The sequence below is a fragment of the Maribacter sp. LLG6340-A2 genome, from assembly GCF_045057105.1.
Lineage (GTDB): Bacteria > Bacteroidota > Bacteroidia > Flavobacteriales > Flavobacteriaceae > Maribacter.
Window position 1 is genome coordinate 3,382,262 of sequence record NZ_CP159332.1, and the last position, 14,920, is coordinate 3,397,181.

General features: G+C 37.5%; 12 protein-coding genes. 3 read left to right on the top strand and 9 right to left on the bottom strand.

Annotation, left to right across the window (positions count from 1 at the left end):
- Positions 1 to 166: 166 nt before the first annotated feature.
- Both ABVM52_RS14405 and udk read right to left on the bottom strand, forming a co-directional pair.
- Entirely contained in the window at positions 167 to 499 is a 333-nt protein-coding gene (locus ABVM52_RS14405) for a septum formation initiator family protein (protein WP_405381681.1), read from the bottom strand.
- Positions 499 to 1,113 carry a uridine kinase gene (gene udk / locus ABVM52_RS14410; RefSeq protein ID WP_405381683.1) on the bottom strand — a complete coding sequence of 205 codons (615 nt, stop codon included), beginning with the start codon at positions 1,111 to 1,113 and terminating at the stop codon, positions 499 to 501. The genes ABVM52_RS14405 and udk overlap by 1 nt, the downstream gene beginning before the upstream one ends.
- Positions 1,114 to 1,221: 108 nt before the next feature.
- Here udk and ABVM52_RS14415 point away from each other — a divergent pair, with 108 nt between their 5' ends.
- The 3 genes from ABVM52_RS14415 (at position 1,222) to ABVM52_RS14425 (ending at position 5,323) form a co-directional block, all read left to right on the top strand.
- Positions 1,222 to 2,445, top strand: coding sequence for an MFS transporter (locus tag ABVM52_RS14415; protein ID WP_405385138.1), 1,224 nt, complete (start codon positions 1,222 to 1,224; stop codon positions 2,443 to 2,445).
- Between the two features lie 174 nt (positions 2,446 to 2,619).
- Complete coding sequence (locus tag ABVM52_RS14420) at positions 2,620 to 4,350, top strand: tetratricopeptide repeat protein (protein ID WP_405381685.1); 1,731 nt, start codon at positions 2,620 to 2,622, stop codon at positions 4,348 to 4,350.
- Positions 4,351 to 4,462: 112 nt separating this feature from the next.
- On the top strand, positions 4,463 to 5,323 hold the full coding sequence (locus ABVM52_RS14425; protein WP_405381687.1) for a polysaccharide deacetylase family protein: 861 nt from the start codon (positions 4,463 to 4,465) through the stop codon (positions 5,321 to 5,323).
- A gap of 114 nt (positions 5,324 to 5,437) precedes the next feature.
- Here ABVM52_RS14425 and acs read toward each other — a convergent pair whose 3' ends face one another.
- From acs to ABVM52_RS14460, 7 genes are all read right to left on the bottom strand, one after another.
- Positions 5,438 to 7,345: an acetate--CoA ligase gene (gene acs, locus ABVM52_RS14430; RefSeq protein ID WP_405381689.1), complete on the bottom strand. Its 1,908-nt coding sequence runs from the start codon at positions 7,343 to 7,345 to the stop codon at positions 5,438 to 5,440.
- A gap of 70 nt (positions 7,346 to 7,415) precedes the next feature.
- Complete coding sequence (locus tag ABVM52_RS14435) at positions 7,416 to 9,110, bottom strand: sodium:solute symporter family protein (protein ID WP_405381691.1); 1,695 nt, start codon at positions 9,108 to 9,110, stop codon at positions 7,416 to 7,418.
- Positions 9,111 to 9,142: 32 nt separating this feature from the next.
- Positions 9,143 to 9,403 carry a DUF4212 domain-containing protein gene (locus ABVM52_RS14440; protein WP_405381693.1) on the bottom strand — a complete coding sequence of 87 codons (261 nt, stop codon included), beginning with the start codon at positions 9,401 to 9,403 and terminating at the stop codon, positions 9,143 to 9,145.
- Between the two features lie 41 nt (positions 9,404 to 9,444).
- The gene (locus ABVM52_RS14445; RefSeq protein ID WP_405381695.1) at positions 9,445 to 10,521 is read right to left on the bottom strand and encodes an anhydro-N-acetylmuramic acid kinase; all 1,077 of its coding nucleotides are present in this window, start codon (positions 10,519 to 10,521) and stop codon (positions 9,445 to 9,447) included.
- Positions 10,522 to 10,543: 22 nt separating this feature from the next.
- Positions 10,544 to 12,103 (bottom strand): glycoside hydrolase family 3 protein, encoded by a 1,560-nt coding sequence (locus ABVM52_RS14450; protein ID WP_405381697.1) that lies wholly within the window; start codon positions 12,101 to 12,103, stop codon positions 10,544 to 10,546.
- On the bottom strand, positions 12,096 to 13,370 hold the full coding sequence (locus ABVM52_RS14455; protein ID WP_405381699.1) for an MFS transporter: 1,275 nt from the start codon (positions 13,368 to 13,370) through the stop codon (positions 12,096 to 12,098). The genes ABVM52_RS14450 and ABVM52_RS14455 overlap by 8 nt, the downstream gene beginning before the upstream one ends.
- Positions 13,354 to 14,886 (bottom strand): glycoside hydrolase family 10 protein, encoded by a 1,533-nt coding sequence (locus ABVM52_RS14460; protein ID WP_405381701.1) that lies wholly within the window; start codon positions 14,884 to 14,886, stop codon positions 13,354 to 13,356. The genes ABVM52_RS14455 and ABVM52_RS14460 overlap by 17 nt, the downstream gene beginning before the upstream one ends.
- Positions 14,887 to 14,920: the final 34 nt, after the last annotated feature.

The following is a 14,920-nucleotide window of genomic DNA, read 5'->3' on the forward strand; positions in this document are numbered from 1 at the left end:
AAAAATACAATTATTTACGGGGCTTATGAAAGGATTTTGTTAACACTAAGTGAATAATGGGATTGAAACCATTAAAATAGCGTTAATTTATTAGGGATGAAGTACTTATGTTTTAGTGTGTGTGGCATCAAAATTTCTTTCAACAACTTATTAAGCATTATGTTGGCTACTCTTTTTCCTTTAACTTTAAGCTATCTTCATATTCAATAAGATAGATTTCCTCATTCTTTTTTTTAAGGTAATACTCTTCACGGGCAAATTTTTCCAACTCCCCTTCACTTGAAAGTTTTTCAATAACTTTTTTGTCCTTGGCAATCTCTTTCTTTAGAAAGTCTTGGGTTTTTTCCAGTTTCTTGATTTCTTTCCTAAGTTCTAAATGGATCATTAATGAATTGGTGTCAAAAAATAACATCCAAACCACAAAAGCGGTAAGGACCAATACATACATATTGGTTACCACTTTAAACCATTTTTTTTGTTTTAGGTCTTTGAACGACATTAAGACTGCATTAATTTTTCATTGATAATACTCTTTACGATTTCAACGGCAACCGTATTGTATTTATTATTTGGTATGATTATATCTGCATATTCCTTGGTAGGTTCTATAAATTGTTCATGCATGGGTTTAATTATTGCTTGATATTTTTCCAAGGTCTCATCTAAATTCCAACCACGTTCATTAACATCTCTCTTTAATCTACGGATCAAACGTTCGTCTGTATCTGCGTGTACAAAAATTTTAATATCGAACATTTTACGAATAGCTGGGTTGGTCATGATTAAAATTCCTTCTACAATAATAACTTTAGTAGGGTGGGTAGGAATGGTTTTGGCCGTTCTATTGCATTCTAAAAATGAATATACCGGCTGTTCAATAGATTTACCGTTTCGCAGTTCATGTAAATGCTGTTCCAAAAGAGCAAAATCAATGGAGTTTGGGTGATCAAAGTTGGTCTTTCTTCGTTCTTCAAGAGATAAATGTGATAAATCATTATAATAGGAATCTTGGGAAATTACCCCCACTTCTTCATTAGGCAGTTCATTTATAATTTGATTTACTACCGTTGTTTTTCCACATCCGGTTCCGCCGGCTATCCCAATAATCAACATACAATTTACTTTGTTGCAAAAATACATATTTGAATAGCATAATTGCATAAAACTTAAAATTCAACTTTTATTAACACCCCTTGAGATGGTTAGCCTTATTTTTGCATGATGCAAGATGAACAGATAAAACCCAATTTTGAATTTGTGGCATTAATGGCATCGTTAATGTCCATTGTGGCACTTACCATTGATGCAATTTTACCTGCCATGGCAGATATTGGTATTGCGATCAATAGTTTGGATCCTACACAAAATCAATTGTTGGTCACTATGATTTTTTTAGGGCTGGGGGTAGGCCAATTGTTTTTTGGACCATTGTCAGATAGTTTAGGAAGAAAACCAATTGTATATTTTGGTTTTATCATTTTCTTTATTGCCAGCATCATCTGTTTGGTAGCACCAAATCTTGAGATTATGCTTATTGGTAGAATTCTGCAAGGTATTGGACTTTCTGCACCAAGGACTATCAGCATATCTATAATCAGGGATACATACCGTGGGGATTATATGGCCAAGATAATGTCTTTTGTTACCGCATTTTTTATTTTGGTGCCCGTTGTTGCTCCGGCCATAGGTAAGGCGGTTATGGGGTTTACGGGTTGGCAAGGTATTTTTTATCTGCAATTGTTCTTTGCTCTTGTAGTTGGTGTTTGGTTTTACAAGCGCCAGGAAGAAACACTGCACCCGGCTTATAAAGTACCATTTTCTTTTAAGGTATTTGCTAGGGGGACTAAGGAAATCTTCAAGTATAAGGAAACCGTTTCATGTACAATCATTTCTGGACTTATTACGGGCTCTTTTTTGGTATATTTAAGTTCTGCACAACATGTTTTTGAGGACCTTTACGGGTTAACGGATACCTTTCCTTACGTATTTGCTGGCTTGGCTTTGTCCGTGGGGTTGTCAACCTTAATGAACGGTACGTTGGTACTACGTTTTGGTATGCGTAATCTTTCTTTTATGGCATTGTTGGCTTTTACCGTTATTGCTATGACCTATAGTTTGTTGTTCTTCAATTCTAATGACCCAAGTATTACCGTATTGCTAATTTTTCTTTCATTGTTGTTTTTATGTCTTGGTTTCATTTGGGGCAATATGCGTTCTATTGCTATGGAGCCCATTGGCCATATAGCGGGTATTGGAGCGGCAATAACAGGTTTTGTATCCACCATTTTGTCCATTCCTATTTCTATTTTCGTAGGAAGTTTTATTGAAGATTCCGTTTGGGCATTATTTTTAGGATTGGGTACTTGTGGATTCTTGTCCATCATACTATTTTTAGCCTTTAAAACGCGACCCTTATTTGCAAGTAACCGGGCTTTTTCCAGTTAAATATATAGGATTAGTGGTTCTAAAAGGAAGGTGTTCTAAGTGGTACTCGTTATGAATACAGAATTGTTATTTACACGTATATTCTAACGTGCTATACGTTAATGGGCTCATTTACAGTTAATTCATACTATATTGATGGGTAGTTTAACCCATGTATCATTTCAATATATAAATATGAAAGGTTTTAGAATATCATCTTTATTGATGTTATGTTTTATTTTTCTATCAGGTTTTGGCTGTAAAAACAAACCTAGACCGGTTGACATTTCTCAACGACCTGTAATTGGTTGTGCCCCTCCAATCACAGATGCGGCGTGGTATACATCCAATAATAAAGCACCGTTAATTGATGGTCTGGATGTGCTTGATTTCCCTGTTACAACCACTAATAGTCTGGCACAGAAATACGTGAATCAAGGTTTGGTTTTGGCCTACGGATTTAATCATGCAGAAGCAGCGCGTTCTTTTTATTATGCCACAAAATTAGATCCTAATTGCGCAATGGCCTATTGGGGCTTTGCCTATGTATTGGGTCCAAATTATAATGCGGGAATGGAACCAGATAATTATGAAAGAGCTTTTGCCGCCATTCAAAAAGCGGTGGATGTATCTAAAATTTCCGCTTCACAAAAAGAGAAAGATTTAATAGCCGCACTGGCAAAAAGATATGTTAAGAAACCTGTGTCAGATAGAGGAGAGCTTGATTTGGCATATTCCAATGCTATGCGTAGTGTTTACGAAAAGTATCCTTTTGATGCCGATGTAGCTACAATTTATGCGGAGTCGATTATGGATTTGCACCCTTGGGATTTATGGGATAAAAATGGTGTAGCCAGGGAATGGACCGTAGACATTCTTTCTGTTTTAAAAAGGGCTCTACGGATAAATCCAAAACATGCTGGGGCACATCACTTTTATATTCATACGGTTGAGACCTCTTTGAACCCGGAAGATGGACTTGATAGTGCTAAATTATTTGATGAAGATTTGGTTGCCGGTGCGGGTCATCTTGTTCATATGTCGTCGCATATTTATATTAGAACGGGAGATTATCATAAGGGAACATTGGCAAATATTAGGGCAATAGCGGTAGATAGTAGTTATGTTTCCGTATGTAATGCACAAGGGGCCTATCCTTTATCTTATTTTCCACATAATTATCATTTTATGGCAGCAACTGCCACGTTGGAAGGAAATAGCAAGTTAGCTTTGGAAGCCGCTAATAAGGTAGCGGAACATTCCAACTTAATATTGATGAAAGAATCTGGTTGGGGTACATTGCAGCATTATTACACGATACCGTATTACGTATATGTCAAATTTGGGAAATGGGACGATATACTACAATTGGAAAATAAAGATTCGTCATTAAAATATCCAGAAGCGGTTAGAAATTATGCACGGGGAATGGCTTTTCTGGGTAAAGGTGACGTACAGCGTGCAAAAACAGAATTAGAATCCTTGGAAATATATGCTAAGGATGAAAGTTTACGTTCTGTTTCTATATGGGATATTAATTCCGTGGATGTTTTATTACAGATAGCCAAGCGCGTATTAAATGCTGAGATTTTAGCCCAAGAAGCTAATTATACAGAAAGCATTGCATTACTGAACGAAGCGGTAAAACTTGAAGATAACTTAAATTACAACGAACCACCAGATTGGTTTTTTTCCGTTAGGCATCATTTAGGAGCCATTCAAATTGAAGCCGCTAACTACAATGAGGCCATTGAAACTTATGAAGAGGACCTTAAAAGACTACCTAGAAATGGGTGGGCGTTACATGGACTAAAATTAGCGTATGAAAAGTTAAATGAGCCTGCTATGGTATCAGAAATCGATGATAGATTAAAAACTAGCTGGGCCACGGCAGATACCGAGTTGACTTCCTCAAGAATACAATAGTCATTTGCTTCTGTTGATTAGTTCTTCATTAGTAATATTTATTTGCCATTAATGGGATAAGGTATGGTATGATTAAAAATTAGTTACATTTCCGTTTTAAATGTGAACTTACATGACTTCATTAGAAAAACTAGGCTATGCCAAGGATAAAAAATTATTGATTATTCATGCTGATGATGCCGGACTCTCACATTCAGAAAATAGGGCTACTATCCATTCCTTAAAAAATGGCTTTGTTAATTCATACAGTATCATGGTGCCTTGTCCATGGTTTTATGAAATGGCCTTATTTGCAAAGGAATACCCTCAAATAGATAATGGAATTCACCTAACCTTAACCTGTGAATGGGAAAACTATAAATTTGGACCAGTGCTGCCTGTTTCTGAAGTACCTAGCTTAGTGGATGAAAACGGACATTTTTTTAAAAAACGAGAACTGCTACGAAAAAACGCAAATCCAGAAGAAGTAGAAAAAGAACTTCGTGCCCAAATTGAAAAAGCATTAAAATTTGGTTTACGGCCTACCCATATAGATTCGCACATGTATAGTGTGGGTTCTCATCTAGATTTTTTTAAAATTTATAAGAATTTGGGTAAGGAATTTGAACTACCAACTTTAATAAATCGCCAACTTTTGGAACATGTTGGTATGGATTCAGAAAAGTGTATTGATGCCAATGATTTTGTTATTGATCAAACCTATGTTGGGGAATACCATTATTTTCAGCAGGGTAAATTAGCAGACTTTTATACTTCTGTTTTAGAAAATTTGGTAGCTGGGGTAAATCTCATTTTAATCCATCCAGCCTTTGATGATAACGAGATGAAAGGGGTGACTGTGAATCATCCAAATTTTGGTTCGGCATGGCGTCAAATAGATGTTGATTATTTTACAAACGAACAAAACAAAGCAAAATTAAAGGAGAACAATATAGAATTAATTACATGGCAAACCATTAAGAGAGTTTTATAGCTGAAGCCATTTATCAATAGTTTTTAGATGGTATGTATGGATAAAAAAATCCTTCATCATACCATGTACTATGATAATGATGAAGGAAATTATGTGCTACTTTTTTAGTAAAATCTATAAAGCGTTCTCAATTATTTCTTCTACAACCTCTGGGTTTAACAGTGTACTAGTATCTCCTAGATTACTTGTATCGCTACTAGCTATTTTACGTAATATTCTTCGCATAATTTTACCGCTACGCGTTTTGGGAAGTCCGGAAACAAATTGAATTTTATCCAGTTTGGCAATAGGTCCAATATGTTCGGTAATCTGTTGGTTAATTTCTTTTCTTAGGTTATCCCGGTCCCTACTTTCCCCAGTTTCCTTTAGAATAACATATCCATAGAGTGCATTACCCTTAACGTCATGTGGAAAACCTACTATTGCAGATTCTGCAACTGCTGGGTGTTCGTTAATGGAATCCTCTATTGGGGCCGTACCAAGATTATGGCCAGAAACAATGATTACATCATCTACACGACCCGTAATTCTATAATAGCCAACAGCGTCCCTCAGTGCTCCATCACCTGTAAAATACATATTTTCATAAGCAGAAAAATATGTATCCCTATAGCGGTCATGATTGCCCCAAATTGTTCTTGCTATGGATGGCCATGGATATTTAATACAAAGCCTACCATCTACTTGGTTGCCTTTAATTTCTTTGGCATTTTCATCCATCAAGGCGGGTTGTATACCAATGAAAGGCAGTGTGGCATATGTTGGTGCCGTGGGTGTTACGTACGGGATCGGGGTGATCATTATACCGCCGGTTTCCGTTTGCCACCAGGTATCTACAATAGGGCTGTTTTTTTTACCTACATTATTATTGTACCAATGCCATGCCTCTTCATTGATTGGCTCTCCTACGGAGCCTAACACTTTAAGGCTAGAAAGGTCATGTTTTTCTACATAATCTAAATTTTCCTTTGCAAGGGCCCTAATTGCGGTAGGTGCGGTATAGAACTGATTTACTTTATGTTTTTCAACTACCTCCCAAAAACGCCCATAATCCGGGTAGGAGGGTACTCCTTCAAACATTAGTGTGGTTGCTCCATTTGCCAATGGTCCGTAAACAATGTACGAGTGCCCTGTAATCCAACCTATATCCGCAGTACACCAATACACATCTTGTTCCCTGTATTGAAATACATTTTTAAAGGTGTATGCGGTGTACACCATATACCCTGCAGTTGTATGTACCATACCTTTTGGGGTACCGGTAGAACCTGAGGTGTACAAAATAAACAATGGGTCTTCTGCATCCATTATCTCTGCAACACAATCGGCATAAGCCTCATCAAGCAACGGTTGAAGCCATTTGTCCCTGCCTTGTTCCATATGAATTTCGGCACCGGTACGTTTAGCAACAAGAACATGTTTTACTCCTGGGCAATCTTCTAAAGCTTTGTCTACTATACCTTTTAAATCAATTGATTTTTTACCTCTATAGGATCCATCTGAAGTCAGTACTATTTTACAATCACTATCATTTATTCTAGTGGAAAGTGCGTTTGAGGAAAACCCTGCAAATACAACGGAGTGTATGGCCCCAATTCTTGCACATGCCAATAAGGATACGGCCAATTCCGGAATCATAGGTAAGTAGATACAGACCCTGTCTCCTTTTTTTACACCATTGTCCAATAACACATTTGCCATGCGGCAAACCCTTTCATGTAATTCTCTATAGGTAATATGTACGGCTTCCTCTTTGGGGTCGTTGGGTTCAAAAATGATGGCTGTTTTATCGCCCCGTGTTGGTAAATGGCGGTCCAAGCAATTTTCCGTTATGTTCAATTTTGCCCCTTCAAACCATTTTATTTCGGGTTTTTTAAAATCCCAGCTCAATACATTGTCCCACCGTTTGCGCCAGACAAAATGTTCCTCTGCAATTTCTTCCCAAAAGGCTTCAGGATTTCGAATAGATTTTCTGTAGACCTGAAAATATTCCTCTAAATGCTTAATGTGATAATTACTCATTGTATGCGTTAATTATTTTTCTTCAAGGATGTTGCATCCTTTATGATTGTTGATTTAAGTTGTTGTTGATTCAATGACCTGTTGCTTCACCAGCTCCACTGGGTATTCTAATATTTTCTACAATTTCTTGAACATCTTCCGGTGGAGCAGGAGTAAGTTGTAAAACAATGATCGATACTATAAAGTTAGCGATCATGGCAATACTACCAAATCCTTCCGGTGAAATACCAAACCACCAGTCATCTTGTGTGCCTCCGCCAAACCAGCCAAATTTAAATTTAACCATATAAAAAAGCATAAGTAAAATGCCTACTACCATTCCGCTAATGGCACCTTCCTTATTCATCTTCTTGTAAAAAATTCCTAAAACAATAGCTGGAAAAAAGGACGCCGCCGCCAACCCAAATGCCAGTGCTACTACGGCTGCTACAAAGCCTGGTGGGTTTATTCCAAAATATCCGGCTATGGCTACGGCTACGGTTGCAGAACCTCTAGCGACCCATAATTCTGCCTTATCGGATAAATTAGGGTTAAATACTTTTTTCACTAAATCATGGGAAACGGATGCCGATATAACCAAAAGCAAACCTGCAGCTGTAGAGAGCGCAGCGGCAAGACCACCGGCGGCAACTAAAGCAATTACCCATGCAGGAAGGTTGGCAATCTCAGGATTGGCCAAAACCATAATATCATTATCAATGGTCAGCTCATTTTTTTCCTTATCCGCAACATATTGAATTTTACCGTCCGCATTTTTATCGTTAAAAAGTAATAGCCCGGTTTCTTCCCAATTTTTAAACCAAATGGGCATGCTTGAATAATCTTCATTGCTAACCGTGTTGATTAAATTGGTTTTGGCAAAAACGGAGACTGCAGGTGCGGTTGTATATAATATGGCAATTAGCAATAGTGCCAAGCCGGCAGATTTACGGGCATCTTTTACTCTTTTAACGGTAAAGAACCTAACAATAACATGGGGTAAACCTGCGGTACCCACCATTAATGCCAAAGTAATGGCAAATATATCAGTAACGGATTTTGAACCATTGGTATATTCATTAAACCCTAGCTCTGTGGACAAACCGTCTAACTTATCCAATAAAAAAGTACCTGAACCATCATTCAGCGTAGAGCCCATTCCCAATTGCGGTACTGGGTTTCCTGTCATTTGTATGGATATAAAGATAGCGGGTACCATAAAGGCAAAAATCAAGACACAATATTGGGCCACTTGCGTATAGGTAATACCTTTCATTCCGCCTAAAACGGCATAGAATAAAACAATCACCATGCCTATAATAACGCCAGTATTTATATCTACTTGTAAAAATCTTGAAAATACCACACCTACACCACGCATTTGTCCGGCAACATAGGTAAAAGAGACAATTAGGGCACAGATAACCGCTACGATACGGGCTGTTTTGGAATAGTAACGGTCACCGATAAAATCAGGAACGGTAAACTTGCCAAATTTTCGAAGATAGGGGGCTAGCAATAATGCCAAGAGAACATAACCACCTGTCCAGCCCATGAGATAAACGGAGCCGTCATATCCGGCAAATGAAATAATACCTGCCATTGAAATAAAGGATGCGGCAGACATCCAATCTGCAGCGGTAGCCATACCGTTTGCAAGTGGTGATACCCCGCCACCGGCAACATAAAAGTCTTTTGTAGACCCTGCTCTAGAATAAATTGCAATTCCTATGTAGAGGGCAAATGTAAGCCCCACTAAAATATACGTCCAGGTTTGAACACTCATTTTTTTTGGTTTTTAGATGGTTGGTTGTTGGGTTACTCGTTGTAATTGTATTTTTTATCCAATTTGTTCATTAAGCGAACATATACGAATATGAGTACCACAAATACGTAGATAGAACCTTGCTGTGCAAACCAAAACCCTAATTTAAAGCCTCCAATTTTTATGGAATCTAGGGCGTCTTTAAATAATATGCCCGCACCAAAGGAAACTAAGAACCAAATTGATAATAGAATAAAAAGATATTTAACATTCTCTTTCCAGTAAGCGGTAGCTTTCTTTTGTTTTTCTGACATATTTAAGTTGATTTACAATCCAGTAAATTAGGTAAAAAAGTTCAATTTGGGATGAACAATACTCCACTTGAAGAATCTTTTTTAGCTCCTGTAACAGAACACAGTACATTTGTTTGTTGCTCAACCCGTAATACGCCCATTAATGCAAAAACAAGCGCCTCCTTAAATTCAATAATTATTTTTTCGGGTATAATTACTTGCGTTGTGTTGCCTAGCTTTTCTTGTAAGGTCTCAATAAGAAAGCTATTTAATGCACCACCACCCGTTACGAGCAAACGTTGTTTCTTTTTAGAACTATTTAATTGTATTTGCTGGGCTATTTTATCACTTATGTGATGTATGCTGGTATGGAGTAAGTTTTCCATAGTGTCATCTATTTCATCAACGATAGGAACAACTTCTTCCAAGAACCACTCATAACCAATGGATTTAGGATGGGGTAGCAGGTAATACGTAAGACTGTTCAATTGCTCTAGCATCTTTTGATTTACCTTGCCACTTCGCGCTAAATTACCATCTTGATCATATTCTAGATTTACTTTTCTTGTAATGTGGTTCAATATCATGTTCGCCAAACCTATGTCATAGGCAATACGTTTGTCCTTTACTTCAAAAGATATATTACTAATACCGCCTAAGTTTAGGCAGAAATCATATTCATTGAAAAACAAACGATCCCCAATGGGTACTAAAGGTGCGCCTTGACCTCCCAGGGCCATGTCATTCGTCCTAAAATCCGCTATTACCTTTTTGCCACACGCATTGGCCAAATGTTGCCCTGAACCAATTTGGAATGTAAGCCCCATTTCTGGCCTATGGTGGGTAGTATGGCCATGACTGGCAATGTAATCTACTTCTAAATTACCTTCATTAATGAATTGTATTGTTTGTTCGCCTAGCCAAGTACCATAAGTATTATGAAGTTCAATCAATTTTTCCGCAGATAAGCTTATCGCATCTTTAAGCTGAAGTAGCATCTCGTTAGTATACGATATGGTCTTGGTAGCTTTAATGGTAAATTCCCAAGACCCGTTCTTTTCCCAAATGTGGCAATACGCCAGGTCTAACCCATCTAAAGACGTGCCGGACATAAGACCAATAACTTTATAAACGTTCATTAGAATAGTTTTTTATTTGATGTTAATTACCTATTGAGATAGGTAGTTTTCCTTTAGCTACCAATGTTCCCAAAAAATGTTGGGTAGCTACATCTTGAAATTCCTTAAAATTTTGATACACAATAACCGTGGCAACAGTATTGTCTAAATTTAAAAATTTAAGCGCATAGGGATTGCCAAAATGGTACAGTACAACATTTTTGGTTTTTATAAGTTGGTTGATGAAATCTATTTCTTCTTGAAGGAATCCAAAGTTGTTTGTTGGTTTTATCTGTGGGGGAGTAAGCAGTAAAAGAATTTCGGTTTCGTTTTCTACCTCTTTTTGCATTTCACCAATATAGGCTATAATTTCTTGCTTCGTTTGGTCGGTTCCAAATCTTTTTAGTGTCAAGGTGCAGAAATTGGTTGCTCTAAAATGTTCAATTTCTTCAGTGGAACCATGATGCAAGGTGAGTGATTGTTTTGCTATTTTTTTATTTAAAGCACTTGGGTCGGTAAGCTCTTGGGAAATATTCTCTGTTTTAATAGCCTTTTCTTTTAGCTTCCATATACGTTCTAGGCTTTTATTTATCTGCGTTTGAGATGCATTTTTAAGGATATGTGCAATGCCTTCCTCAATATGTTCGGCAAAGCATATAATGTCGTTACCGGCGTTAAAGGCAAGCCACTCCAATTCTCCTTTTACCGGATAGTTTTTAGATACCGCATGCATGTTTAAGGCATCTGATATTACTACTCCGTTAAACCCCATTTCGTTTCTTAAAACACCGGTTATTATATCTTTATTAATGCTTGATGGTAATCCTGGAATAGTGGTTAATGAAGGAACGGACAAATGGCCTACCATAACGGAATCTACCCCTTGGTCTATTAATTTTTGAAAAGGGTAGAGCTCGTTTGTAATTAAATCTTCTTTGGTCTTGTCAATAATAGGTAAACCCAAATGAGAATCCGTTGCCGTATCTCCATGACCGGGAAAGTGTTTAATGCTTGTAAGTACGCTTTCATGCTGAGTTCCCTTTATATAGGCGGAAGCCATTGAAACTACATGGTCTTTATTATCGCCAAAAGAACGATAGCCTATTACAGGATTATTCGGGTTCGTATTAACATCTACTACAGGGGAGAGATTCCAATGTATTCCTGCCGCCTTACAATCTTTTGCAATATTTTGTCCTACTTCATATACTAAATCGGTATTATTGATATTGGCGCCTAATGTAATGGCGTAAGGGTATTGGGGGGTGTTTTCTATACGCATGGCTAAACCCCATTCTGCATCAATAGAAATTAACAGGGGATACGTAGCGACTTTTTGATATCTCTTGATGAGGTTTTTTAAAGTGTCAAAACTGTCTGCGTTGATCACAATTTTCTTTTTGCCCTCAAAATTAGTTGCGGCACTTGCCCTGGAATGAAAAAAGCAGAGGCCTCCTACATGGTGTTCAGAAATAAGTTTTTCAAGCTTCTGTATTTCTTCCTCGGTATCATTGATAAAAGCGGCCGGCATAAAAAATTGGCCCACTTTTTCTACAGTAGAAAGTTGGTCAATAGCTTTCTGTGTTTGTAAAATTCTATTCATTTGAAACGGTTGATTTTTTACCAAAGTCAGCAGGATAAGTAATATATTTCAATAGGAATAGGGCAGGTAGGGCGGCAATTACAACCCATATGAAAAACCCATCATAACCTAGCCATTGTTGCATATAACCACTGATCATGCCCGGTAACATCATTCCTAGGGCCATAAAACCGGTAGCAATGGCATAATGCGATGTTTTGGACTTGCCATCCGCTATGTAGATTAGGTACATTAAGAATGCGGCAAACCCAAAGCCATATCCAAACTTTTCAAAAATTACCGTTGCCGTTACCGCAACTATGTTCGTGGTATCGGTAATGGCCAACACGGCATATAATATATTAGGGAGGTTTAGGGAAAGCACCATGGGCAGCATCCATTTTTTTAATCCATCCCTTGAGATTAAAATACCTCCTAAAATACCTCCAATGGATAAAAATATAACCCCTGCCGTCCCAAAAATTGTTCCTAATTGTTCTGTGGAATAGCCCAACCCACCTTTATCTGGGGTGTCCAATAAAAAGGGCGATGCCATTTTAACCAATTGCGATTCTCCCAACCTATATGTAAGTATAAAAGCAAGTGCAACCCCTATTCCCGGTTTTTTAAAGAATGACGAAAAAACTTCTAAAAATCCTGTTGCTTTCTCTTTAATTAGACCATTTTCTGCTTCATATTTTGGTGATACAAAAAAATTGGTCACCGTCATGATGAGCATTAAAAACGCCGCTGCGGACATGGTTATGCTCCACGCCTTGGTATTGTCACCGTAAGTATTTTCAAGATATCCGGCCAAAACCACAATAAGTCCTTCACCGGTAACCATGGCCAATCTGTAAAACGTACTTCGCATTCCTACAAAGAAGGATTGTTTTTTTTCTGTTAATCCCAACATATAATACCCATCTGAGGCAATATCATTGGTAGCGGAAGCAAAAGCGGCCATCCAAAAACATGCTAGGGAGGTAATAAAAAACATATTGGTGGGTAGGGTAAGGCCAACGCCTAAAAGTGCTATGGCTATTAGAAGCTGCATGCTTAAAAACCATTTACGTTTGGTGCTTTTTAAATCAACAAAAGGGCTCCAAAGTGGTTTTAATACCCAAGGTAAGTACAATAAGCTGGTATACAACCCTATATCCTCATTGCTGACGCCTAGTTTTTTGTACATAATCACCGATACGGTAACCACTAAAACATAAGGCAACCCCTGTGTAAAATATAAGACCGGTACCCATGCCCATGCTCCTTTATCTTTTTGCACCATTCTTTCTTAATTTCTTTATATTAATGATCGTAGCTTTTGTTTCAACCCCATAATTATCTATAAAACTAAGGGCTATAAAATTGTCTTGTATATCCGATTTAGGTATCTGGATGGTGTTCGTTTTTTTGTCTAGGTATATTTTTGCCACCAATTTTTTTATGTTATAATCTTTCTTCACTCTAGGACCAGATGTATACAGCAAAGCATATCGCATATCTGTAATATTATTTAAGTGAAGTATATAGTTTTCATTGGTAAGTTCCGTAATTGATAAACGAGGTGTTTTTAAAATCGAAGTGTTTGACCATGCAAATGCCGGACCTAAAGCGGGCTTTTCGTAAAACTTTTTACAAATGTAATTAACCACATCTTCTTTATTGCTCATAAGCGATTTTGCACTGAACATTATATTGCCATCTATTTCCGGAGTTTTTCTTGCGTATGCCAATTGTTTGGGTAATTCCTTGATATTGTTCCATGAAGCATCACTATTGTTCCCAACTTTATATGCGCCATTACCGACATATAAATTAGTATTGTTATTGTTTTTTGCCCACCAATCAATTATGGTGCTGTGCGATGCAACAGGTAAGTCCATACTCCAATATATTTGTGGTGCCAAATAGTCTATCCAACCCTTTTTCATCCAAAGTAATGGGTCTGCATATAAATCTTCGTAGGTGGTTTGACCTGCTTTTGTGGCAGAGCCCCTAGGGTCGGTAGTATTATTTTTCCATACGCCAAACGGACTTATACCAAACTGAACATATGGTTTTATGGATTTTATGGTACGGTGGGTTTGTTTTACCAGAGAATCTATATTACTACGGCGCCAATCTGCTAAACTTTGGTTTGGGCTTGCATATGTTTTAAAAGCTAGTGAATCGTTGAAAATTTCATCTTTAATTCGGTACGGATAAAAATAATCATCAAAATGAATGGCATCTACGTCGTAATTGGAGACAATTTCTGCTACAATCTCAGAAAACCGTTTTTGAACTTCTGGCAGACCAGGGTTGTAATAATTCTTTTTGCCATAATGTACCATCCATTCCGGGTGGGTGCAATAATCATGTGATGCTGCAAGTACTTCAAAATTTTCATCAAAAGTTGCCCTGTATGGGTTCAGCCAAGCATGAAATTCCATTCCACGTACATGGGCCTCTTTTATCATCCAATCCAGCACATCGGTATTCCATTCTGGGGCCTTGCCTTCTGTCCCGGATATGAATCTGGACCAGGGGGCATATTCAGAATTATAAAAAGCATCACCAGCAGCACGTACTTGTACAATTACGGCATTGTAGTTTTCCTTTTGGTAGAAATCTAAAATCTTTAGGTAATCTTCTTTCTGCTTGCTACTGGAATCATTGCCATTTTTTGGCCAATCTATATTAACGACCGTGGCAATCCAAACTCCCCTGAATTCTCTTTTGGGGTGTTTTTCGTAAGGTTTAAAAATTCCACAGGAATTCAATAATAAAACAGAAAGTACTAGTAGGAAATATTTTGACATATAAAGGAATGAAAAAGGCCTATTTAAGTTTAAA